Below are 19,825 nucleotides of genomic sequence, written 5' to 3'. Positions count from 1 at the left end.
AGGCCCCGTCCTTGCTGTGAATCCGCGATTTTATTTGTTTGGCTGCGGCGTGAGGCGCAGGTAGGGGCGAACGGCCTGGAAACCCTTGGGGAAGCGCTCGGCCAGCTCCTTGGGATCCGTGATGCTGGGCACGATCACCACGTCGTCGCCCTGCTTCCAGTTGGCCGGCGTCGCGACCTTGTGGCTGTCGGTCAGCTGCAGGGAATCGATGACGCGCAGGATCTCGTCGAAGTTGCGGCCCGTGGACGCGGGGTAGGTCAGCGTCGTGCGGATCACCTTCTTGGGGTCGATGATGAACACGCTGCGCACGGTGGCGTTGGCCAGCGCGTTCGGGTGGATCATGTCGTAGAGCGTCGCGACCTTGCGGTCCGCATCGGCGAGGATGGGGAAGTTGACCGTCGTGTTCTGGGTCTCGTTGATGTCCTTCACCCAGCTGTGGTGCGACTCCACGGGGTCGACGCTCACGGCGATCGGCTTGACGCCGCGCTTGCCGAACTCGCCCGACAGGGCGGCCGTCTTGCCCAGTTCGGTGGTGCACACCGGCGTGAAGTCCGCGGGATGGGAGAACAGGACCACCCAGGAATCGCCGGCCCACTCGTGGAACCTGATGGTGCCGGCGGTGGAATCCTGGACGAAATCGGGGGCGATGTCGCCGAGTCGCAAGGTCATGGCCTTCTCCTTCTTGATGGGAACAGGGGATTGTGGGGACCCTGCCTTAGGTGCACAACGAATATGTCGTTGTTTGTTTATGGCCGGATCACTCTAAAGAAGCGGCCGCAGCTCGCCCGCGGCGTCCTGCAGCAGGGGCAGCAAGTCCTTGCGCAGCGCGCCAGGCTCCAGCCGTTGCCGGGTCGACACGACGTTGAGCGCCGCCACCGTGCGGCCATCCATGTCCCGCAGCGGCACGGCGAGCGCATGCACGCCCAGCTCGTGCTCTTCGCTGGCCACGCAGAAGTCCTGCCGCCTGACCTCGTCGATCAGGGCGCGAAAGGAACGCGGGTCGGCCACGGTGTGGCCCGTCAGGCGAGGCAGTTCGCGGCCTTTCATCCATGCGGCGAACTCGCCGCGGCCCTTGGCGGCCAGCAGCACCCGTCCCGTCGACGTGGCGTGGGCCGGCAGGCGCGCCCCCAGGTGCAGGCCATAGGCCAGCAGCGCCGAGCCGCTGCGCGCGACGATCACCACATGCTCGCCGTCCAGCACGACGGCCGAAAAGGATTCCCCCGTGAGGGCCGCCAGCCGGTTCAAGGTGGGCTGCACGGCGCGCGGCAGCCGGGCGCTGGCCAGGTAACTGCCGGAGAAGCGCAGCACCTTCGGCGCCAGCCAGAACCAGCTGCCGTCGGTCTCGACATAGCCCAGGTGCGCCAGCGTCAGCAGGTGCCGGCGCGCGGCCGCGCGGGTCAGGCCCGCGCGCTCGGCGGCCAGCGTCGCGTTGAGCCGCTGGCGCTGGGTGTCGAAGCTCTCCAGCACGGCCAGGCCCTTGGCCATGCCGGCGATGTAGTCCGCGTGCGCGATCGTCATGGGAGGGTTTGCTGCGCGATCATCGCGCAAGCTGCGCAATCATCGCACAGGACCGCGCACCCTCCCCTGTTCGCCGGCGGCGCCCGGGCCTAAGCTGGCGGCCATCAGGAGACAACCATGAGCACCCGTACCCAGGTCGCCATCATCGGCGCCGGCCCCGCCGGCCTGCTGCTCGGGCAGCTGCTGCACAAGGCAGGCATCGCCAACGTGATCGTGGAACGGCAGAGCGGCGAGTACGTGCTGGGCCGCATCCGGGCCGGCATCCTCGAGCAGGTCACCGTCGACCTGCTCAAGGAAGCCGGCGTGGGCGAGCGGGTGCAGCACGAAGGCATCGTGCACCACACGATCGAACTGGTGTTCGCCGGCAGCCGCCATCCGATCGACGTGCACGGCCTCACCGGCGGCAAGGTGGTGACCGCCTATGGCCAGACGGAGCTGACGCGCGACCTCATGGAGGCGCGCGCTGCCGAAGGGCTGCAGACCGTGTACCAGGCGGCCAACGTCAGCCTGCACGGACTCGACGGCGATGCGCCCCTGCTCCGCTACCAGAAGGACGGCCAGGAGCACGAGCTGCGCTGCGACTTCATCGCGGGCTGCGACGGCTACCACGGCGTGAGCCGGGCCACGGTCAAGGACCAGGTCAGGGAGTTCGAACGGGTGTACCCCTTCGGCTGGCTGGGCGTGCTGTCGGACACGCCGCCCGTGTCCCCGCACGCCATCGTCTACGGCAACAGCGACCGCGGCTTTTCCCTGTGCTCCATGCGCAGCCTGACGCGCAGCCGCTACTACGTGCAGTGCCCGCTCGACGACAAGGTGGAGGACTGGAGCGACCAGCGTTTCTGGGACGAGCTGCGCCGCCGGCTCGACCCCGAGCTGGCGCGCAAGATCGTCACCGGGCCCAGCATCGAGAAGAGCATCGCGCCGCTGCGCAGCTTCGTCGCCGAGCCGCTGCGCTTCGGGCGGCTATTCCTGGCCGGCGACGCCGGGCACATCGTCCCGCCCACGGGCGCGAAAGGCCTGAACCTGGCCGCCACCGACGTGAAGTACCTCGCGGGTGCGTTGATCGAGCACTTCCGGGAACGCAGCGCGGCGGGCATAGACACCTACTCGCAGCGCTGCCTGCGCCGCATCTGGAAGGCGGAGCGCTTCTCCTGGTGGCTGACCAACCTGATGCACCGCTTCCCGGACACCGAGGGCTTCGGCCAGCGCGTGCAGGAGGCGGAACTGGACTACCTGGTGAACTCGCGGGCGGCGTCGACCGCCCTGGCGGAGAACTACGTGGGGCTGCCGCTGTAACCTCGTCCCCCGCCGCTGGAGCCCGGGCCAGGGGAATGAAAAAAGGGCCGCATCGCGGCCCTTCGTCCTTGGCTGGAACGGTGCATCAATCCGCGAACTTGCCGCCCGCCCTGATCACCGGGCCCCACTTGTCGATCTCGGACTTCAGCCAGCCGTGCAGCGCCTCGGGGGTGTTGGTGTTGTCCGGCACGATCTCGGCGCCGAGGTCGTCCATGCGCTTGACCACGTCCGGGTCCTTGAGCGCGGTGCGCACGGCGGCGTTCATGCGGTCGACGATGGCCTTGGGCGTGCCCTTGGGCGCGTAGATGCCGTGCCACACGACGACCTCGAAGTCCTTGAGGCCCTGCTCGGCCAGCGTCGGCGCGTTCGGCAGCACCTTCACGCGGTTCCTGGTCGTGACGCCATAGAGCTTGACGCTGCCGGCCTTGATCTGCGGCACGGTCTGCGTGGTCTGGTCGCACAGCACGTCGACCTGGCCACCGAGCAGCGCGTTCATGGCGGGGGCCGTGCCCTGGAAGGGGACTTCGGTCAACTGCACGCCGATGGCGCGCTGGAACATCATGCCGCACAGCTGCGACACCGCGCCCAGGCCCGCGTTGGCCAGGTTGATCTTGTCCTTGTTGGCGCGGATGTAGCTGACCATCTCGGGAAAGGTGCTGGCGGGGAAGTCCTTGCGCGCCAGCAGCGTCATCGGCACCTCCACGGCCTGGCTCACGAACTCGAAGTCCTTGAGCGGGTCGAAGGAGAGCTTGCGGTACAGCGCGGGCGCCGTCGCCATGCCGTTGTGGTGGATGAAGAAGGTGTAGCCGTCCGGCTGCGCCTTCGCGACATAGGCCGCGGCCACCGTGCCGCCGGCACCGAGCTTGTTCTCGACGACCACGGTCTGGCCGAGCGACTTGGTCATGGCCGCGCCCAGCGTGCGGGCCACGACGTCGGTGGGACCGCCGGCGGCGAAGGGCACGACGAGCGTGATGGGCTTGGTGGGCCAGTTGCCCTGCGCCTGGGCGACCGCTGCCGCGCCTAGGGCCAGCAGCGCTGCGAGGGTGCGCTTGAACTTCATCGTTGTATCTCCTGGGTAGGGATGCCGGACTGCGGCATGGGCGGGAGGGTAGCCAGACACGCCCGGCGCAGCATCGGTAAGTACCCCAGCGGCGGCCTCCCTAGCTCTGCTAGCCTTGTCGCCATGACGCGCTCCCACGCTCCCCTGCACGGCATCCGCATCCTGAGCCTCGCGCTGAACCTGCCCGGCCCCGCCGCCTTGATGCGCTGCCGGCGCATGGGTGCCAGCTGCACCAAGCTCGAGCCGCCGTCGGGCGATCCCATGGGGCACTACAACCCTGCGGCCTACGCGCAGCTGCACGAAGGCGTGAAGGTGCTGCAGGCGGACCTGAAGACTGCGCAGGGACAGGAGGCGGTGCACCGCGAACTCGCACGCACGGACATCCTGCTGACATCGTTCCGGCCGTCCGCGCTCGAGAAGCTCGGGCTTGGATGGAAGCCGCTGCATGCGCGCTATCCGGCCTTGAGCCAGGTCGCGATCGTCGGGGCGCCCGGTGCGCGGGCCGAGGAGCCTGGCCACGACCTGACCTACCTCGCCGACAACGGCCTGGTGCCGGGGCTGGAGCTGCCGGCCACGCTCTACGCCGACATGGGCGGCTCGCTGATGGCCTCCGAAGCGGTGCTGCAGGCCGCGCTGCGCAAGCACGAGCGTTACGCGGGCGGCGGCGACCCGCATCCGGAAGGCTTGTACCTGGAGGTGGCCCTGGCGGACGCGGCGGGGTATCTCGCCTTGCCGCGGCGCTGGGGGCTGACGCAAGCCAGCGGCTCCGTGGGCGGCGCCCACGCCGGCTACCGCGTGTACCCGTGCAAGGATGGACGCGTGGCCGTGGCGGCCCTGGAGCCGCATTTCGCCGCGGCGCTGTGTGCTGCGGCCGGCGTGGAAGGCAGCGACGTGAAGACGATGTTCGCGCCGCGGACGCACGATGCGGTGGCGGCGTTCTTCGCTTCGCAGACGCGGGCGGCGCTGGACCGGCTGGCGGTCGAGAAGGACCTGCCGCTGCACACGATGGCGTGACACCCGGCCATGCCATGCCGCGTGTGATCCGGCAGCCATGAGGCGCCTGTCCGGGCGCCCCAGGGATCAGGGATTGCGGGGCGGGCCCGCAATGACATCCCGCTTACTTCGTCTTGCGCGGCGGCAGGCCCGTGTGCTGCGTGAGCAGCCGGCCCTTGACGGGACCCGTCGAATTCTTGCGCCGAGGGCTCGCGTAGGTGCCGTCCGTGATCGGCTGGTAGGTCGGCACGAGGTGGTGCTTGCCGTTGCCGATCAGGTCCGCGCGCCCCATGGCCTTGAGCGCGTCGCGCAGCATCGGCCAGTTGTTCGGGTCGTGGTAGCGCAGGAAGCCCTTGTGCAGGCGCCGGCGGCGCTCGCCGCGCACGATGTCCACCGTCTCGCTGTCGCGCGTCACCTTGCGCAGCGTGTTCTTGCCGGAGTGGTACATGGCCGTGGCCGTGGCCATCGGGCTCGGGTAGAAGGCCTGCACCTGGTCGGCACGGAAGCCGTTGCGCTTGAGCCAGATCGCCAGGTTCATCATGTCCTCGTCGCTCGTGCCGGGGTGCGCGGCGATGAAGTACGGGATGAGGTACTGCTCCTTGCCCGCTTCCTTCGAGAACTTGTCGAACATCTGCTTGAAGCGGTCGTAGCTGCCCACGCCCGGCTTCATCATCTTCGACAGCGGCCCCTGCTCGGTGTGCTCGGGGGCGATCTTCAGGTAGCCGCCCACGTGGTGCTGCACCAGCTCCTTGACGTACTCGGGCGACTGCACCGCGAGGTCGTAGCGCAGGCCCGAGCCGATCAGGATCTTCTTGATGCCCTTGAGCGCGCGCGCGCGCCGGTAGATCTGGATCAGCGGGCCGTGGTCGGTGTTCAGGTTCTGGCAGATGCCCGGGTAGACGCAGCTGGGCTTGCGGCAGGCCGCCTCGATCTCGGGCGTCTTGCAGCCGATGCGGTACATGTTGGCCGTCGGGCCGCCGAGGTCGGAGACGACGCCGGTGAAGCCCTCGACCTTGTCGCGGATCTCCTCCACCTCGCGGATGATGGAGTCCTCGCTGCGGCTCTGGATGATGCGGCCCTCGTGCTCGGTGATGGAGCAGAAGGTGCAGCCGCCGAAGCAGCCGCGCATGATGTTCACGCTGAAGCGGATCATCTCCCAGGCCGGGATCTTCGCCTTGCCGTAGGAGGGGTGCGGCGCGCGCGCGTACGGCAGCCCGAATACGTGGTCCATCTCCGCCGTCGTCAGCGGGATGGGCGGCGCCGTGAGCCACACGTCGCGTTCGGCGTGCGCCTGCACCAGGGCGCGCGCGTTGCCCGGGTTGGTCTCCAGGTGCAGCACGCGGCTGGCGTGGGCGTACAGGACGGCATCCGACTTCACCGCTTCGTAGGAAGGCAGGCGGATGACGGTGCGGTCGCGATTGAGCTTCACGCGCGGGTTGGGCATGAACTGCAGGGCCTGCACGCTGCCTTGCACCGGCGCGGCGCCGCCCTCTTCCTTCGCGCAGGTCCCGCCCTGGGCCTTCGCCTGCTCGGCGATGGTCATGTAGGGGTTGACGTGGTCCTCGACGCGGCCGGGCGCGTCGACGCTGGTGGAGTCGACCTCCATCCAGCCTGGCGGCGTGGAGCGGCGCACGAAGGCGGTGCCGCGCACGTCCGTGATGTTCTCGACCGGCTCGCGGGCCGCCAGCCGGTGAGCGACCTCGATGATCGCGCGCTCGGCGTTGCCATAGAGCAGCAGGTCGCACTTGGCATCCAGCACGATGCTGTGCCGCACCTTCTCCGACCAGTAGTCGTAGTGCGCGATGCGGCGCAGGCTTCCTTCGATGCCGCCCAGGATGACGGGCACGTCCTTGAAGGCCTCGCGGCAGCGCTGGCTGTACACGATCGCGGCGCGGTCCGGTCGCTTGCCCGCCACGTCCCCGGGCGTGTACGCATCGTCGCTGCGCACTTTCCGGTCCGCCGTGTAGCGGTTGATCATGGAGTCCATGTTGCCGGCGGTCACGCCCCAGAACAGGTTGGGCTTGCCCAGCGCCTTGAAGGCTTCGGCGCTGTGCCAGTCCGGCTGGGAGATGATGCCCACGCGGAAGCCCTGCGCTTCCAGCGTGCGGCCGATCACCGCCATGCCGAAGCTCGGGTGGTCCACGTACGCGTCGCCGGTCACCAGGATCACGTCGCAGCTGTCCCAGCCGAGCGCGTCCATCTCCTTCCGGCTCATCGGCAGGAAGGGAGCGGGGCCGAAGCGATGCGCCCAGTACTTGCGGTAGCTGGTGATCGGCTTGGCGGCGCGCGCGAAGAAGGAGACGTCGACGGGAGCGTTCATGCGTGTTTCGGGCAACCCGCCATTTTAGGGACTCGCACCCATCCGTGCCCTTCCATGGGTATTGCTGCCTCAGCCTTCCAGGCAGCGCTGGCGCGAGCGGGCCACCAGGGCGAGCACCTCCTGGGCGTCCGGCGCCTTCGCCATCAGGCCCAGCGCCACCATCGCGAGCAGGAGCTCGGCGTGCTCCTGCCCGACATCGCCCAGCGCCTGGCACAAGGCGGTGTAGATGCGATCCAGTTCGGCTTCGGTCATGGTTCGATCCCCTTTTCCCGCAGGCAGCCCAGCACGGGAGCCGGGTCCAGTCCGCGCCAGCGGCCCATCACGTAGCCGTCCGGCCGCACGAGCACCAGTCCCGTGGCCTTCCCGCCCGGCAGGCCGTAACGGTTGCGCGCCTGGCCGTGCCCATCGGCCCCGGTTGCGATCTCCAGGACGGCGACCCCCCTGGCCGCGAGGTCCGCGAGCGCGTGCGGGGCGGCCCCGTCGCTGAACACCAGGCAGGTGAAGTCCGTGCCGAAGCACTGCGTCAGGTGGATCTCGCCCCCCGGGCCGCGCACGAGCGCCTCCGGCGCGGGCTGGCCCGGCGCAGCCTGCGCGGAGGCCCACGCACCCTGCTCCGGCGCGTTCAGCGGCGAATCGGCGTAGGCGACAGGCGCCACCTGCCGCGGGTTGATCAGCGAACGCACCGCGGGTTCGTCCAGCGCCAGGCGCAGCGTCGCCTCGCGCAGGAGGCGGAAGGCGAAGTCCGGCGGGGCCATGAATTCGGTGCTCTTGGAACCGTAGGCGATGTTCTCGCGCGCCGCATGCACGCGCTCGGAGGAATAGGTGTCCAGCAGCGTGTCCTGGGCGCCGCCTTCCAGCACCAGCGCGAGCTTCCACGCCAGGTTGGCCGCATCGTCCAGGCCGGAGTTCAGGCCGCGCACGCCGAAGATCGGCACCAGGTGCGCCGCGTCGCCGGCCAGCAGCACGCGCCCGTGCCGGTACGAGGGCAAGGTGAGGCACTTGGCGTTGTACATCGAGGCCCAGAGCAGTTGCCACGGCGCGTCCTCGCCGATCATGGCAAGGTGGCTCTGCACCCGCGGCAGGATGTTGCCGGGCTTGAGCGCCTCGGCCGCATCCTCGCCGTCGCGCAGCTGGTAGTCGATGCGCCAGACCGAGTCGGGCTGGCGGTGCATCAGCAGCGTGGAGCCCGGATTGGACGGCGGGTCGAACCAGGCCAGCCGCTCCACCGGGCGACGCGTCTCCTGCACGATGTCGACGATGACGTAGCGCCCCTCGTACTGCGTGCCCTCGAACGCCAGGCCGAGCTGCTCGCGCACGGTGCTGCGGCCGCCGTCGCAGGCCACCAGGTAGTCGGCGCGCAGCTGCTGCCGGCCGGACGGCCCGTGCGCTTCGACCACGACCCCTTCGGCTTGCGTCTGCACGCCGCTCAGGCGTGTCGACCACGCGACCTGCACGAGCTGCGGCACCGTCTGCAGCGCCTGGTGCACGAAGGCTTCCACGTGGTACTGCTGGATGTTGACCATGGGCGCGAAGCGCTGCGTGGGCTCGCTGGGCATCTCGAAGTGCAGCACCTCGCGGTCGCGCCAGTAGCTGCGCCCGCCGGTCCAGGGCAAGGCCCTGGCCGCGAGCGCCTGGCCGGCGCCGGCCGACCAGAGGATCTCCTGCGAGCGGCGCGAGATGCAGATGGCGCGGCTGCCGGTGCAATAGCCTTCGTCGGCTTCCAGCACCACGCTGCGCACGCCCTGGCGCGCCAGCAAGGCGGCCAGCGTCAGGCCGACGGGCCCGCCGCCGGCGATGAGGACCGGAACGCGGTCCGGAAGCGGCTGGGCAGTGGCCACGCTAGCTCCTGTTGCGGTGCGGGCGCCACTCTATGCGCCGGCCCGCCCCGCGTCCAGAAGCGCTCAGCGCTCCCGGGGCAGCTTGCCGCGCGCGGCGTCCAGTTCCCAGGGACTGGACTCGACGTTCGGGCCGTCGGGATAGGACTCCGCGCCCTTGGCGACGCCGGGACGCGGCCGCGCACCGGGCACACCGGCCGGCACCTGCGCGCCTGCTTCGTCCAGCACCTCGGCGCCCGCGGGCGGCTGTTGCGTGGATGTCTGCCCCAGCGTCTTGTTGCCGCAACCGTCGGCGTTGCCGTGGTCCTCGTTGCCCCCGCGGTCGCCCTCGGCGCCGATGCTCGTGTTCGTGCTCATGCCGTGAATCTAGGCGCGGCAGCGCCCGCGCGCTGCAAGGAGGGGGGCCAGCACCCTGTAGGACGCCACGGGCGCAGCTTCTAAACTGGCAGCCCACCGTGGAGGACGCATGCCCAGCTACAGCACCTTGCGCATCGAACAGGACCCGGACCATCCCCGCATCGCGCGGCTGGTTCTCGACCGCCCCGGTCGCCTCAATGCCATCAACGAGGAGATGCCGCGCGAGATCCGCGCCGCGGTCGAGTGGGCGAACGCCGAGGACGAGGTGCACGTCATCATCGTCGAGGGAGCCGGCAAGGGCTTTTGCGGCGGCTACGACCTGTCGGTGTTCGGCCAGGGCGAGGCGGACCACCCTTGCCAGCAGGAGCGCAACCCCTGGGACCCGATGGTCGACTACGGCTACATGAAGCGCAACACGGAGGACTTCATGGCGCTGTGGCGCAGTCCCAAGCCCACGATCGCCAAGGTGCACGGCCATGCGGTGGCCGGCGGCAGCGACATCGCACTGTGCTGCGACCTGCTGGTCATCGCCGAGGATGCGCGCATCGGCTACATGCCCACGCGGGTGTGGGGCTGCCCGACGACCGCCATGTGGACCTACCGGCTGGGGCCCACGCGCGCCAAGCAGATGATGTTCACCGGCGACACCATCGACGGCCGCACCGCCGCCGAATGGGGGCTGGCCAACGAAGCCGTGGCCGCCGCGGCGCTGGACGCGGCCACGCTCGCGCTGGCGCAGCGCATCGCCGGCGTCCCCCGCAGCCACCTCGCCATGCACAAGCTCGTCGTCAACCAGGTGCTGCTCACCATGGGGCTGGAGCAGGCGCAGAGCCTCGCCACCGTGTTCGACGGGATCACGCGCCACAACCCCGAGGGCATGTGGTTCCGCCGCTATGCGCAGGCCGAAGGCTTCAAGGCGGCTGTGCAGTGGAGAGACAGCGGCAGGCCCATCCCGGAGGGAGACGAGGCGCGCGCCCTGGCCGAGCAACTCCGGCGGGACAAGCAAGGCTGAGCGGTGACGCGACGGGCGCCCTCCTACACGGGCTAGGCCCCTGTCCGACGTGCGCGGCGCGCGCCCGTTCTTACATTGGTTCTGGACCGGCCGTCCGCCGGCCCTGCAACTTCCAAGGAGAGCAACGATGGCACAAGGGCAAGACCAGAACCGCCAACAGGACCAGCAGAACCAGCAAAACCAGCAGGACCAGGACAAGCAGCAGCAGCAGCGCCAGCAGGACCAGCAGCGGCAGCAGGACCAGCGGCAGCAGCAGGGTGGCTCGGGCATGGGCAGCGGCAGCAGCGGTGGCTCCGGCATGGACAGCGGCAGCAGCGGTGGCGGCCAGCGGCAGCAGGACCAGCAGCAGGATCGCCAGGGCTCGCAGCAGGACCAGCAGCGCCAGCCAGGCGGTGGCCAGCAAAGCGGCGGGCAGCAAAGCGGCGGCCAGCAGGACCCGCAGAAGCAGGACCAGCAGCGCCAGCGTTGAGCGGACCTCACCCACGGCAGGCGGGGCATGGCCCCGCCTTTGCTTTTGCCGTTTCGCCTAAGCTCGCGCCATGAACGACGAGCACGATCCGCAGGCCGTGGTGCGCTTCTGGCGCGAGGCCGGTCCCGGCCGCTGGTTCAAGCGCGACGACGGCTTCGATGCCCTCTTCCGCGAGCGCTTCCTTGCTGCGCATGAAGCAGCGGCCGCAGGCAGCTTGTCGCAGTGGGGCGCCACGGCGCAAGGCGCGCTGGCGCTCGTGCTGCTGCTGGACCAGTTTCCGCGCAATGCCTTTCGCGGCAGCCCGCGCGTGTATGCCACCGACGCGCAAGCGCGCAAGGCCGCCGACGCCGCCATCGCCGCCGGCCACGACCTGCGGGTGGATCCCGCGTTGCGCCCTTTCTTCTACCTCCCGTTCATGCATTCGGAGGACGTGCGGGACCTGGAGCGCTGCGTCGCGCTGAACCAGGAACTCGGCGGCGAGCACCTGCGCTTCGCGCGGCACCACCGCGACATCGTCGCGCGCTTCGGCCGCTTCCCGCACCGCAACGCGCTGCTGGGCCGCGCGAGCTCAGGGGAGGAAGAGCGCTTCCTCGCCGAGGGCGGCTTTTCCGGCTAGCAGGGAATGTCGACGGCTTCGCGCCCGGGCGCCAGGGCGAGCGTCGACAGGTCGAGTTCCGAATCCTCGAAGTCCGGCGCGTCCGCGTCCGCATGCAGGCCCAGGCGGCCTTCGTGGGGTCCGTAGGTTTCCGGCGAGATGACGATGCCACCGCCGCTGGCCGTGGCGGCGACCGCCGCCGCGCGCTCCGGCTGGTCGCCCAGCGGCGTGCACCACAGCCGCCCCTGCACGCGGAAGTAGGCGAGCGTGCAGACGCCGCTCACCACGCCGATGCACAGCCCACCGTGCGCGGTCGAGCGCTGCAACGCGATGGCCATGCGCACCGCGGCACCGGGGTTCTCGAAGGTGACGAGCGCGGCGTTGTCCTGGTAAGGGTCCAGCCGGCCGTTGTGGCAACTGTTGAGGGCCTGCACGGACCGGTGAAACAGCACGGCACTCGCGGGGTCGGCGCCCACCAGCTCCGCGTGCACCAGCGTGAGGTGGCGCTGCTCGAAGCGGATGCTCCCGCGTTCCTCCCCGAGGAACAGGCCCTTCCAGATCGCCGGCGGCAACTGGTGCAGCACCTTGTCCGAGAGGGCCTCGAGCAGCAGGGCGCGTTCCTGGACTGGGTGCATCATTATTCCCGTCGACGTAACGGGATGAAACCATGCGGTGCGCACGGGCCTGGTAGGGGAAAACGGCCGGGTTGCTAGGATTTTTGCCTAGGCTTGCGTTTTGCCGCCCTGGCGGGGCTCTTCGCGGCATCGAGGTCCAGTTCGATCCAGGCCGGCGCATGGTCGCTGGCCTTTTCCTCGCCGCGCACCCAGGTGTCCACGCCCGCGGCGCGCAGCGCCGGTGCGAGCCGGTGGTTCAACAGCAGGTGGTCGATGCGCAGGCCGGAGTTGCGTTGCCAGTGCTGCCGGAAGTAGTCCCAGAAGGTGTAGATCGGGGCATCGGGGTGCAGGCTGCGGATGGCATCCGTCCACCCTTGCGCCAGCAGGCGTTCCCAGCAGGCACGGCTTTCCGGTTGCAGCAGCGCGTCCTTGCGCCAGGACTTCGGGTTGTAGATGTCGAAGTCCGTCGGCACCACGTTGAAGTCGCCGCACAGCACCACCGGATGCTCCGAGTCCACGAGCGACTTCGCGTGCGCGATCAGGCGCTCGAACCAGGCGAGCTTGTAGTCGAACTTGGGCCCGGGCTGCGGATTGCCGTTGGGCAGGTAGAGGCAGCCGACGATGACGCCGTCCACCGCCGCCTCGAGGTAGCGGCTCTGCTCGTCCTCCCCGTCGCCCGGCAAGGCGCGGCGAACTTCCACGGGTGCGCTTTCGCGCGCGAGGATCGCCACGCCGTTCCAGGAACGCTGGCCCTTCCACAGCGCCTGGTAGCCCGCAGCGCGGATCTCCTGCACGGGGAAGCCCTCGTCGAGCGCCTTGAGCTCCTGCAGGCAGGCCACGTCCGGCTGCTCGCGCTCGAGCCAGCGCAGGAGATGCGGCAGGCGTGTCTTCACGCCGTTGACGTTGAAGGTGGCGATTTTCATGGGCGGCACGATCCTACAGAAGGCCGGCGCTCGCCGGGCTTAGATTGGCTCCATCGCACAGGAGGAAACGACATGCCCCATCCGGACGGCAGGACCAAGGCCAGCGGCGACGTGCACGCGCCCGACGGGGAGGAACGCGCACGCCGCAACCGCGAAGGCGGCCCCGTCGCCGACGATTCCGATCTTCCGCTGGACGAGGCTTTGCAGGACGAGGCGCGGCCCGGCAAGGGCGAGAACCAGGCCGGTTTCCTCAAGGACAAGGAAGCGCCCGGCCCGGGAGAAGGGTCCCGTTCGCGCTAGGGCTTGGCGCGATCGCGGCGGAAGGCCTCGGCGCCGCCGCTGCCGCCGCCATCGGGAAAGTCGTGCGGATCCAGCGGCCCCTTCTTCTTTTTCAGCTGCGGCGCTTCCACGATCGTGCTCGCCGAGTTCTCGCCATGGTCGGGTGTGGCGGGAACGGAGGAGGTCGGGCGCTCGCCCAGGTGCGCGTTGCGGGTACGTGTGTCGCGGGACTTCATGGTGCAAACTTAAGTCCCGGCCGGCTGCCCCGGCTGTCGGACAAGCCCGCGATGCGTGCCCTGAACACTGCCTGTGCCTTGCTGCTGTCCGCCGCGGCCCTGCCGTTGTGCGCGCAGGACGATCCGCTGAAGTCGCCCGCCTGCGGGGCCGCCGTCGCGGGACTGCAGTCCGCGCGCGCCGCCGGCGAAGCGCCCGCGCGCGTCGAGGCGCTGCGCAGTGCCGCCGCGGCGACCTGCCTGGGAATGGGCAGCGGACCCAGCCGCCCCGGGCGCGTCGTGCAGGCCCCCATCGCCGTCGCGCCGCCGCAGATCGAAGTGGCGCCCGCGCCGGGCGTGGCGCTGCCCATGCCCGCGGCGCCGCCGCCGCCCGTGGCGGTCGATCGCCTGCCCCTGCCCGCCATGTGCGACGGCACCGGTTGCTGGACCAACGACGGCACGCACCTGCGCCACGTGCCCCCCAACCTCATGGGTCCCGGGGGCCTCTGCAGCCAGCTTGGCGGGATGGTGTATTGTCCGTAGCCCTGACAACCACGTTATTTCCGAAGGAAGCAGCCCCATGGGCAACAAGATCGTCACCGAGGCCGACCGCAAGCGCACCCCCGCCCCCAAGCTCGCCGAGGGCCTGAGCGTCAAGAAGCAGGGCACGGGCCAGAAGGTCAGCCTCGAGCGCGGCGTCGCCACGCGCAGCAAGAAGAACCCGGGCAAGCGCCCGCACAAGGGCGGCTGACCCAGCCTGCGGGGCACGAAGCGCCCTGCACCCTTCGCCTGCGCCGTCCTACAGGGACGGCGCGGCACCTCCCCTACCGTGGATGGGCTGCAGACACAGGATTTCGCATGCCCGCACCCACCAGCTCCCGCACGCTCTGGAAAGGCGCCATCAGCTTCGGCCTGGTGCACATCCCGGTGACGCTGCACTCCGCGACGGCCGAGAGCCGCATGAAGTTCAACCTCCTCGACAAGTCGTCGATGACCCGCGTCGGCAACAAGCAGGTCAACAAGGCCACCGGCGAGGGCATGGTGCGCGAGGAGATCGTCAAGGGCTTCGAGGTGGAGAAGGACCAGTTCGTGGTGCTCACGCCCGACGAGATCAAGGCGGCCATGCCGCGTTCCACGCAGACCATCGACATCGAGACCTTCGTCGACCGCGAGCAGATCCCCAGCGTCTTCTTCAACAAGCCCTACTACGTCAGCCCCGCGGCCAAGGGCGGGCAGAAGCCGTTCGCGCTGTTGCGCGAGACGCTCACGCGCACCGGCAAGGTGGGCATCGCCAAGGTGGTGATCTCCACCAAGCAGCACCTGGCCATGCTGGTGCCCCAGGGCAACGGGCTGGTGCTGAACCTGCTGCGCTGGTCCGACGAGGTGCGCGACACGGCAGGCCTGGCATGGCCTGGCGAGGACACGACGGTCAGCGCGGCCGAACTGAAGATGGCCGAACAGCTGGTGGAGGCGATGGCGGGCGACTGGCAGCCGGACCTGTTCCACGACGAGTTCCGCGAGAAGCTGATGGCCCTGGTGGAGCGCAAGGCCAAGGAAGGCGAACTGCGCGCGGCCACGCCGCTGCCGGGCGAGGACACGCCCGCCACCGCGGAAGTCATCGACCTCACGGAGTTGCTGCGCCGCAGCCTCAAGGGCAATGCGGCCGCTGCGGCACCGGCGGCGAAGAAGGCAGCGCCGCGCCGCGACGCCGCAGCCAACGATGACGCCGTGCCGCTGAAGAAGGCCGCCGCGCGCAAGAGCACGGGGACCGCCAGGGCCACGGCGAAACCGGCCGCCAAGCGCAAGAGCGGCTGATCCCGACGGATTCCATGAAGCCCGGGGCGTGCCTGGCCGTGCTGCTGCTGGCGGCGGCGGTCGCGGGCTGCGGCGAATCCCATCGCAACAACACGGCGGTCCTCGGCGGCCAGGGCGAGCAGCGGGCCGCGGAGGCCGCTGCGCCGCCGCTGCTCGATGCCCAGGGTCGTCCCCTTCCCACGCCACCGGCGCCGCCGCGCACCCGTGTGCAAACGGTGCGCACGGGCGCCGACGCGGCCATCGCGGCGTGGATCGCGGAAGACCACGCGGTGGCCGCGACCTGGACCCCCGCGGGCTGGTCGGCGCCGCAGCCGCTGGAACGCATCTACGGCCAGTCCAGCGACCTGCAACTCGCGGCCAACGAGCGCGGCCAGGCGATGGCCGTGTGGCACCACCGCGTCGGCAACATCCACAGCCTGCGCTACAGCCGCTTCGAAGCGAATGCCTGGAGCCCGCCCGACGTGGTGCCCGGCGCCATGCCGCGGCCCGCCGTCGCCGGCACGCCGACCGGGCAGGACGCGCCGCAGCTGCACATGGACGCGCAAGGCAGCGTGACGGCCCGCTGGCCAAGCGGCTTCCGCGCGAACGAGATGCAGTCGGCGCGCTACACCGCCGCCGACGGCTGGAGCCGCGCGCTCAGCGAGCCGGTGGCGTCAGTGCCGAGCGCATCGCCTGCGCCCCTGCCTCCATCATCTGCCCGATAGCGGGTGCGATCGCATCGGGCAGCAGGTCCGTGGTCCGGACGCCTTGTGGATGGTGGCCATTCAGGTTCTCCTGCGCGCCGGCAGCGCGCCTTCCGCTGCGCGCTGCAGCCAGTCGGCGAAGGCGCGCGCGCTCGGGTTGTGCGCCGCGTGCGGCGCCAGGGTGACGAAGTAGCCGCGGCGGGAAGCCGCGGGGCTGCGGAAAGGGGCGACGAGCTTCTTCGCGCGCACGAGGTCGGCCAGCAGCGGCAGCCGCCCGATCACGACGCCCTGCCCCGCCACCGCGGCGGCCACCGCTTCGCCGTACTGGGTGAAGCGCACCGTGTGCGCCATGTGCAGCGCCGGCAGCCCCATGAGGCGAAGCCAGGGTTCCCAGTCGGCGGTGAGCGGCGCGTCCTGCATCTCCACGCTCAGCAGCGTGTGGCGCTCCAGGTCCGCCGGCGCTTTCAGCGGCCGCGCGGCGTCGCGCAGCAGCTGCGGCGCGCACATGGGTTGCACCTCTTCCTCGAACAGCAGCGGGCCGCGCCCCTGCGCACTTGGCACGAAGCGCACGGCGAGGTCGACGCCGCTGCGTTCGAGGTCGACGAGGTCCAGCGTGGCGGAGATGCGCACGTCCACCTCCGGGTGGGCCGCGGTGAAGCCGGCCAGGCGCGGGATCAGCCAGAACGAGGCGAAGCCGGGTGTGCAGGTGAGGGTCACGTGCGGCCGCACGGCGGTGCTGCGCACGCGCGCGGCCGCATCGCGCAGGCGCTCCAGGCTGTCCTCCACCGCGCGGCGCATGATGCGCCCGGGCTCCGTCAGCGCCAGCGCCCGGTGCCGCCGCTCGAACAGCGCGGCGCCCACGCTGTCCTCCAGCTGCTGCACCTGGCGGCTGACCGCGGACTGCGAGAGGAACAGCTCCTCGCCGGCCTTGGTGAAGCTGAGATGCCGCGCGGCCGCCTCGAAGGTGTGCAGCAGGTCCAGCCGCAGCTGGCGGGACCGCGGCTCGGCCGGTTTCGCATTCCGTTCTTGCATGCGAGCCATGCGGATTGAGCGTTTTTCCTCAGGAGGAACGGCCAGTATATTGATTCGCATGCTGCATGCAAGGAGCACGCGATGACCACCGGACCGACCGTTTCCCTGCCCGCCCGCCAGCTGTTCGCGATCGCCGACGCGTCCACGGCGCGCATCACCTGCACCGCCGGCTGCCTGTGGCTGACGCTCGACGACGACCCGCGCGACGTGATCCTGGAGCCCGGCGACAGCTTCGCCACGCGCGAGCCGCGGCGGGCGCTGCTGTACGCGCTGCAGGGCTCCGCATTCGTGCTGGCGGAGCAGCCTCAACGCACCATGCGACGCAGCGAGGCGAAGAACAGGTCCGACTGCATGCGCTCGCCCGCGGTCTGGGCGGCGACGCGCGCGGCCAGCTCGGGCTGAACCGGCTTGAGCGGCCGCCCCGTGGACTGCGCCAGCACCTGGTGCAGGCAGGCGCGTTCCAGGTAGTACAGGTCGTCGAAGGCCCAGGCCACCTGCTCGCCGCAGACGATGACGCCGTGGTTGCCGAGAAACGCGATGTCCGCGGCGCCCATGGCGCGGGCGATCCGCTCGCCTTCGCCCGCGTCCAGAGCCAGGCCGTTGTACGCATCGTCCACCGCGATGCGCCCGTGGAAGCGCATGGCGTTCTGCGACAGGGTCGTGTCCAGCCCGCGCTGGTCGGTCAGCGTCAGCGCGGTCGCGTACGGCATGTGGGTGTGCAGGACGCAGGCCTTGCCGGCGATGCGGTGGACGGCCGCATGGATGAACATCGCCGTCGGCTCCACCGCGTGGGCGCCGGCCAGGCGCTGCCCGTCGGCGTCGACCAGCACGATGTCGTGGCCCTGCACCTCGCTCCAGTGCAGCCCGCGCGGGTTGAGCAGGAACCAGTCCGGGCGCTGCGGCAGGGCGACGCTGAAATGGTTGCACACGCCCTCGCCGAGCCCGTGGTGGGCGGCGGCACGCAGCGCCAGCGCCAGGTCGTTGCGCAAGGCCCGCACGGCGCGCTCGTGGAACAGGTCCTGGGCCTGGGCGGGAATCTCGTTCTTCATGGTGCACCTCCGGCCGCCATCCTAAAGCCCGCTGCGCGAGGTCGGTGCTGTCCTACGGCGGCGGCAGGCCGGTGCCGACAGGCAGGCCCGGACCTGGGCACAAACTGGATCGGCTACCGCAAGGAGGATCGGTGGGAAAGCGCACGACCCGCTCCGGGCCTTCCAAGGCCGGGCGCAAGGACCCCGCACCGCCGCCCTGGCCCGCCGAGCGCCACAGCGGCGAGGGATCGGCAAGTGCGCTCGAGACCCTGCAGAAGCTGGAGAAGCGGCGCGTCGACTCGCAGCCGGCCGATCCGCCCCGGGACGAGGACAAGAGTTCCTAGGCTTTCGCCGTGGGCAGCTGGTCCCAGCGCGTCGTGTAGCCGGGCGTGCGCCACTGCTGCTTCATCGTCCAGCTGCGCGCCTCGCCGCCGAGGCCGGCACTCGCCAGCTGCACCGTCCCGCGGCCGTAGCGATCGTTGAGCCGGTCCACGGCTGCCATCAGCCCCTGCCCGGGCTGCCAGGCGGCTTGCCCCTCGAGCGCGAGCTCGCCTTGCAGCGTGCGCGCATCCTGCAGGTCCAGCAGGATGACGCCGGCCTTGTGGATGCGGAAGCCCGCCAGCCAGATCCGCCGCAGCCCGTCCAGGGCAGCCGCGGCGATCGCCGCCGTGTCGGCGCTGGGCCGGCGCAGCGGCACCGTGATGCTGCGTGCGTACTGCCGCTCCGAGCGCCGGAACGGATTGGTGTGGATGAACACGAGCACCTGCGCCGCGGTGCTCGCCTGCTGCCGCAGCTTGAAGGCGGCACGGGAGGCGTACTCGCTCACGGCCTCCGCCAGCGGCGGCAGCGTGCCGACCGGCTCGCCGAAGGCGCGCGTGCAGGAGACCTCCTTGCGCGGCGGCGGCACATGCTCCAGCGCGAGGCAGGACACGCCCTGCAGTTCGCGCACGGTGCGCTCCACCACGACGCCGTAGCGCCGGCGCAGGCTGGCCGCGTCGCAGCGCGCCAGGTCCAGCGCGCTGAGCACGCCGTCTTCGCGCAGGCGCGCGGTCAGCTGCGGGCCTATGCCCCAGATCTCGGCCACCCCGGTGGCCGCCAGCAGCGCTTCCAGGTCCGTTCCCTGCGCGGCGAGGTCGCAGACCTGCGCCAGCTGCGGCGGATAAGGCGCGCCCGGCCGGCGCTCGGCTTCCTTGGCGACGTGGTTGGCGAACTTCGCCAGTGTCTTCGTCGCCGCGATGCCGATGCCGCACGGCAGGCCGGTCCACTGCAGGATGCGCGCGCGCAGGCGCAGCGCGCGTTCGCGCAGGTCGCCGCGCACCCCGTGCAGGCCGACGAAGCACTCGTCGATCGAGTAGATCTCCTGCGCCGGACCCAGCCCGGCCGCGATCGCCATCATGCGGCAGCTCATGTCGCCATAGAGCGCGAAGTTGGCGGACAGCGCCACCACGCCGGCGTCCGGCAAGGCGGCGCGCACCTCGTGGTACGGCGTTCCCATGCGGATGCCCAGCGCCTTGGCTTCGTTGCTGCGCGCGATCGCGCAGCCGTCGTTGTTGGACAACACGATGACGGGCCGGCCGTTCAGGCTGGGCCGGAACACGCGTTCGCAGCTGACGTAGAAGTTGTTGCCGTCCAGCAGTGCGTACATGACCACACTGTACATCCATCCAGTTGTTGGCATGCCTACGAACATGCACATGCAATTTGCATGGAGGACACCGCCCGGCATCTCGTCCTACAACCGGGCGCGTGCGGGGATGACAGGATCACGGCGACCGGTCCCCGAT

General features: G+C 70.4%; 25 protein-coding genes. 12 read left to right on the top strand and 13 right to left on the bottom strand.

Annotation, left to right across the window (positions count from 1 at the left end; translation table 11 throughout):
* Positions 1 to 30 precede the first annotated feature (30 nt).
* Both AC3EGR_RS04110 and AC3EGR_RS04105 read right to left on the bottom strand, forming a co-directional pair.
* On the bottom strand, positions 31 to 669 hold the full coding sequence (locus AC3EGR_RS04110) for a peroxiredoxin (RefSeq protein WP_488545168.1): 639 nt from the start codon (positions 667 to 669) through the stop codon (positions 31 to 33).
* A 93-nt stretch (positions 670 to 762) separates the two neighbouring features.
* Positions 763 to 1,518: an IclR family transcriptional regulator domain-containing protein gene (locus tag AC3EGR_RS04105; RefSeq protein ID WP_488545167.1), complete on the bottom strand. Its 756-nt coding sequence runs from the start codon at positions 1,516 to 1,518 to the stop codon at positions 763 to 765.
* Between the two features lie 117 nt (positions 1,519 to 1,635).
* Between AC3EGR_RS04105 and pobA the strand changes: the two genes are divergently transcribed.
* A complete protein-coding gene (gene pobA, locus AC3EGR_RS04100; RefSeq protein ID WP_488545166.1) occupies positions 1,636 to 2,814 on the top strand; it encodes a 4-hydroxybenzoate 3-monooxygenase in 1,179 nt (392 codons plus the stop codon).
* 85 nt (positions 2,815 to 2,899) lie between these two features.
* Here pobA and AC3EGR_RS04095 read toward each other — a convergent pair whose 3' ends face one another.
* Positions 2,900 to 3,874, bottom strand: a complete 975-nt coding sequence (locus AC3EGR_RS04095; RefSeq protein ID WP_488545165.1) for a tripartite tricarboxylate transporter substrate-binding protein — start codon at positions 3,872 to 3,874, stop codon at positions 2,900 to 2,902.
* Positions 3,875 to 3,997: 123 nt separating this feature from the next.
* Here AC3EGR_RS04095 and AC3EGR_RS04090 point away from each other — a divergent pair, with 123 nt between their 5' ends.
* The gene (locus AC3EGR_RS04090; protein ID WP_488545164.1) at positions 3,998 to 4,888 is read left to right on the top strand and encodes a CoA transferase; all 891 of its coding nucleotides are present in this window, start codon (positions 3,998 to 4,000) and stop codon (positions 4,886 to 4,888) included.
* Between the two features lie 103 nt (positions 4,889 to 4,991).
* On the opposite strand, the gene AC3EGR_RS04085 is transcribed toward AC3EGR_RS04090, so the two are convergent.
* The 4 genes from AC3EGR_RS04085 to AC3EGR_RS04070 form a co-directional block, all read right to left on the bottom strand.
* The gene (locus tag AC3EGR_RS04085; protein WP_488545163.1) at positions 4,992 to 7,187 is read right to left on the bottom strand and encodes a YgiQ family radical SAM protein; all 2,196 of its coding nucleotides are present in this window, start codon (positions 7,185 to 7,187) and stop codon (positions 4,992 to 4,994) included.
* A gap of 69 nt (positions 7,188 to 7,256) precedes the next feature.
* The gene (locus tag AC3EGR_RS04080; protein ID WP_488545162.1) at positions 7,257 to 7,439 is read right to left on the bottom strand and encodes a hypothetical protein; all 183 of its coding nucleotides are present in this window, start codon (positions 7,437 to 7,439) and stop codon (positions 7,257 to 7,259) included.
* Positions 7,436 to 9,025, bottom strand: a complete 1,590-nt coding sequence (locus AC3EGR_RS04075) for an FAD-dependent monooxygenase (RefSeq protein ID WP_488545161.1) — start codon at positions 9,023 to 9,025, stop codon at positions 7,436 to 7,438. The genes AC3EGR_RS04080 and AC3EGR_RS04075 overlap by 4 nt, the downstream gene beginning before the upstream one ends.
* A gap of 63 nt (positions 9,026 to 9,088) precedes the next feature.
* Positions 9,089 to 9,379, bottom strand: a complete 291-nt coding sequence (locus AC3EGR_RS04070; protein ID WP_488545160.1) for a hypothetical protein — start codon at positions 9,377 to 9,379, stop codon at positions 9,089 to 9,091.
* Between the two features lie 109 nt (positions 9,380 to 9,488).
* Here AC3EGR_RS04070 and AC3EGR_RS04065 point away from each other — a divergent pair, with 109 nt between their 5' ends.
* The 3 genes from AC3EGR_RS04065 (at position 9,489) to AC3EGR_RS04055 (ending at position 11,476) form a co-directional block, all read left to right on the top strand.
* Positions 9,489 to 10,391, top strand: coding sequence for a crotonase/enoyl-CoA hydratase family protein (locus AC3EGR_RS04065; protein WP_488545159.1), 903 nt, complete (start codon positions 9,489 to 9,491; stop codon positions 10,389 to 10,391).
* A 127-nt stretch (positions 10,392 to 10,518) separates the two neighbouring features.
* A complete protein-coding gene (locus AC3EGR_RS04060; RefSeq protein WP_488545158.1) occupies positions 10,519 to 10,860 on the top strand; it encodes a hypothetical protein in 342 nt (113 codons plus the stop codon).
* A gap of 70 nt (positions 10,861 to 10,930) precedes the next feature.
* Complete coding sequence (locus AC3EGR_RS04055) at positions 10,931 to 11,476, top strand: DUF924 family protein (RefSeq protein ID WP_488545157.1); 546 nt, start codon at positions 10,931 to 10,933, stop codon at positions 11,474 to 11,476.
* Here AC3EGR_RS04055 and AC3EGR_RS04050 read toward each other — a convergent pair.
* Together AC3EGR_RS04050 and xth are read right to left on the bottom strand one after the other, a co-directional pair.
* Positions 11,473 to 12,093 carry a hypothetical protein gene (locus AC3EGR_RS04050; RefSeq protein ID WP_488545156.1) on the bottom strand — a complete coding sequence of 207 codons (621 nt, stop codon included), beginning with the start codon at positions 12,091 to 12,093 and terminating at the stop codon, positions 11,473 to 11,475. The genes AC3EGR_RS04055 and AC3EGR_RS04050 overlap by 4 nt on opposite strands.
* A 71-nt stretch (positions 12,094 to 12,164) precedes the next feature.
* Positions 12,165 to 12,992: an exodeoxyribonuclease III gene (xth, locus tag AC3EGR_RS04045; protein ID WP_488545155.1), complete on the bottom strand. Its 828-nt coding sequence runs from the start codon at positions 12,990 to 12,992 to the stop codon at positions 12,165 to 12,167.
* A gap of 72 nt (positions 12,993 to 13,064) precedes the next feature.
* On the opposite strand from xth, the gene AC3EGR_RS04040 reads away from it, so the two are divergent.
* Complete coding sequence (locus AC3EGR_RS04040) at positions 13,065 to 13,292, top strand: hypothetical protein (protein ID WP_488545154.1); 228 nt, start codon at positions 13,065 to 13,067, stop codon at positions 13,290 to 13,292.
* Here the strand turns inward: AC3EGR_RS04040 and AC3EGR_RS04035 are convergent.
* Entirely contained in the window at positions 13,289 to 13,507 is a 219-nt protein-coding gene (locus tag AC3EGR_RS04035) for a hypothetical protein (RefSeq protein WP_488545153.1), read from the bottom strand. The genes AC3EGR_RS04040 and AC3EGR_RS04035 overlap by 4 nt on opposite strands.
* Before the next feature lie 51 nt (positions 13,508 to 13,558).
* On the opposite strand from AC3EGR_RS04035, the gene AC3EGR_RS04030 reads away from it, so the two are divergent.
* From AC3EGR_RS04030 to AC3EGR_RS04015, 4 genes are all read left to right on the top strand, one after another.
* Positions 13,559 to 14,026 (top strand): hypothetical protein, encoded by a 468-nt coding sequence (locus AC3EGR_RS04030; RefSeq protein ID WP_488545152.1) that lies wholly within the window; start codon positions 13,559 to 13,561, stop codon positions 14,024 to 14,026.
* Positions 14,027 to 14,063: 37 nt separating this feature from the next.
* On the top strand, positions 14,064 to 14,234 hold the full coding sequence (locus AC3EGR_RS04025) for a hypothetical protein (protein WP_488545151.1): 171 nt from the start codon (positions 14,064 to 14,066) through the stop codon (positions 14,232 to 14,234).
* A 107-nt stretch (positions 14,235 to 14,341) separates the two neighbouring features.
* The gene (gene ku, locus AC3EGR_RS04020) at positions 14,342 to 15,298 is read left to right on the top strand and encodes a non-homologous end joining protein Ku (protein ID WP_488545150.1); all 957 of its coding nucleotides are present in this window, start codon (positions 14,342 to 14,344) and stop codon (positions 15,296 to 15,298) included.
* A 14-nt stretch (positions 15,299 to 15,312) separates the two neighbouring features.
* Positions 15,313 to 16,002 carry a hypothetical protein gene (locus AC3EGR_RS04015; protein WP_488545149.1) on the top strand — a complete coding sequence of 230 codons (690 nt, stop codon included), beginning with the start codon at positions 15,313 to 15,315 and terminating at the stop codon, positions 16,000 to 16,002.
* 60 nt (positions 16,003 to 16,062) lie between these two features.
* Here the strand turns inward: AC3EGR_RS04015 and AC3EGR_RS04010 are convergent, their stop codons facing one another.
* Positions 16,063 to 17,013, bottom strand: a complete 951-nt coding sequence (locus AC3EGR_RS04010) for a LysR substrate-binding domain-containing protein (RefSeq protein ID WP_488545148.1) — start codon at positions 17,011 to 17,013, stop codon at positions 16,063 to 16,065.
* 81 nt (positions 17,014 to 17,094) lie between these two features.
* Here AC3EGR_RS04010 and AC3EGR_RS04005 point away from each other — a divergent pair, with 81 nt between their 5' ends.
* Positions 17,095 to 17,415, top strand: coding sequence for a DUF2917 domain-containing protein (locus AC3EGR_RS04005; protein WP_488545147.1), 321 nt, complete (start codon positions 17,095 to 17,097; stop codon positions 17,413 to 17,415).
* Here AC3EGR_RS04005 and AC3EGR_RS04000 read toward each other — a convergent pair.
* Positions 17,319 to 18,062 carry an aldolase gene (locus AC3EGR_RS04000; protein WP_488545146.1) on the bottom strand — a complete coding sequence of 248 codons (744 nt, stop codon included), beginning with the start codon at positions 18,060 to 18,062 and terminating at the stop codon, positions 17,319 to 17,321. The genes AC3EGR_RS04005 and AC3EGR_RS04000 overlap by 97 nt on opposite strands.
* 131 nt (positions 18,063 to 18,193) lie before the next feature.
* Between AC3EGR_RS04000 and AC3EGR_RS03995 the strand changes: the two genes are divergently transcribed.
* Positions 18,194 to 18,385, top strand: a complete 192-nt coding sequence (locus tag AC3EGR_RS03995; protein ID WP_488545145.1) for a hypothetical protein — start codon at positions 18,194 to 18,196, stop codon at positions 18,383 to 18,385.
* Here the strand turns inward: AC3EGR_RS03995 and AC3EGR_RS03990 are convergent.
* A complete protein-coding gene (locus tag AC3EGR_RS03990; RefSeq protein ID WP_488545328.1) occupies positions 18,382 to 19,686 on the bottom strand; it encodes a Y-family DNA polymerase in 1,305 nt (434 codons plus the stop codon). The genes AC3EGR_RS03995 and AC3EGR_RS03990 overlap by 4 nt on opposite strands.
* Positions 19,687 to 19,825: the final 139 nt, after the last annotated feature.

Source organism: Ramlibacter sp. G4-7, from assembly GCF_057784995.1.
This window is presented reverse-complemented; position numbering and strand designations above follow the sequence as displayed.

Coding starts and splice junctions, on each gene's coding strand:
- AC3EGR_RS04110 (WP_488545168.1), bottom strand. CDS start 669: ATGACCTTGCGACTCGGCGACATCGCCCCCGATTTCGTCCAGGATTCC.
- AC3EGR_RS04105 (WP_488545167.1), bottom strand. CDS start 1,518: ATGACGATCGCGCACGCGGACTACATCGCCGGCATGGCCAAGGGCCTG.
- pobA (WP_488545166.1), top strand. CDS start 1,636: ATGAGCACCCGTACCCAGGTCGCCATCATCGGCGCCGGCCCCGCCGGC.
- AC3EGR_RS04095 (WP_488545165.1), bottom strand. CDS start 3,874: ATGAAGTTCAAGCGCACCCTCGCAGCGCTGCTGGCCCTAGGCGCGGCA.
- AC3EGR_RS04090 (WP_488545164.1), top strand. CDS start 3,998: ATGACGCGCTCCCACGCTCCCCTGCACGGCATCCGCATCCTGAGCCTC.
- AC3EGR_RS04085 (WP_488545163.1), bottom strand. CDS start 7,187: ATGAACGCTCCCGTCGACGTCTCCTTCTTCGCGCGCGCCGCCAAGCCG.
- AC3EGR_RS04080 (WP_488545162.1), bottom strand. CDS start 7,439: ATGACCGAAGCCGAACTGGATCGCATCTACACCGCCTTGTGCCAGGCG.
- AC3EGR_RS04070 (WP_488545160.1), bottom strand. CDS start 9,379: ATGAGCACGAACACGAGCATCGGCGCCGAGGGCGACCGCGGGGGCAAC.
- AC3EGR_RS04065 (WP_488545159.1), top strand. CDS start 9,489: ATGCCCAGCTACAGCACCTTGCGCATCGAACAGGACCCGGACCATCCC.
- AC3EGR_RS04060 (WP_488545158.1), top strand. CDS start 10,519: ATGGCACAAGGGCAAGACCAGAACCGCCAACAGGACCAGCAGAACCAG.
- AC3EGR_RS04055 (WP_488545157.1), top strand. CDS start 10,931: ATGAACGACGAGCACGATCCGCAGGCCGTGGTGCGCTTCTGGCGCGAG.
- AC3EGR_RS04050 (WP_488545156.1), bottom strand. CDS start 12,093: ATGATGCACCCAGTCCAGGAACGCGCCCTGCTGCTCGAGGCCCTCTCG.
- xth (WP_488545155.1), bottom strand. CDS start 12,992: ATGAAAATCGCCACCTTCAACGTCAACGGCGTGAAGACACGCCTGCCG.
- AC3EGR_RS04040 (WP_488545154.1), top strand. CDS start 13,065: ATGCCCCATCCGGACGGCAGGACCAAGGCCAGCGGCGACGTGCACGCG.
- AC3EGR_RS04035 (WP_488545153.1), bottom strand. CDS start 13,507: ATGAAGTCCCGCGACACACGTACCCGCAACGCGCACCTGGGCGAGCGC.
- AC3EGR_RS04030 (WP_488545152.1), top strand. CDS start 13,559: ATGCGTGCCCTGAACACTGCCTGTGCCTTGCTGCTGTCCGCCGCGGCC.
- AC3EGR_RS04025 (WP_488545151.1), top strand. CDS start 14,064: ATGGGCAACAAGATCGTCACCGAGGCCGACCGCAAGCGCACCCCCGCC.
- ku (WP_488545150.1), top strand. CDS start 14,342: ATGCCCGCACCCACCAGCTCCCGCACGCTCTGGAAAGGCGCCATCAGC.
- AC3EGR_RS04015 (WP_488545149.1), top strand. CDS start 15,313: ATGAAGCCCGGGGCGTGCCTGGCCGTGCTGCTGCTGGCGGCGGCGGTC.
- AC3EGR_RS04010 (WP_488545148.1), bottom strand. CDS start 17,013: ATGCAAGAACGGAATGCGAAACCGGCCGAGCCGCGGTCCCGCCAGCTG.
- AC3EGR_RS04005 (WP_488545147.1), top strand. CDS start 17,095: ATGACCACCGGACCGACCGTTTCCCTGCCCGCCCGCCAGCTGTTCGCG.
- AC3EGR_RS04000 (WP_488545146.1), bottom strand. CDS start 18,062: ATGAAGAACGAGATTCCCGCCCAGGCCCAGGACCTGTTCCACGAGCGC.
- AC3EGR_RS03990 (WP_488545328.1), bottom strand. CDS start 19,686: ATGTACGCACTGCTGGACGGCAACAACTTCTACGTCAGCTGCGAACGC.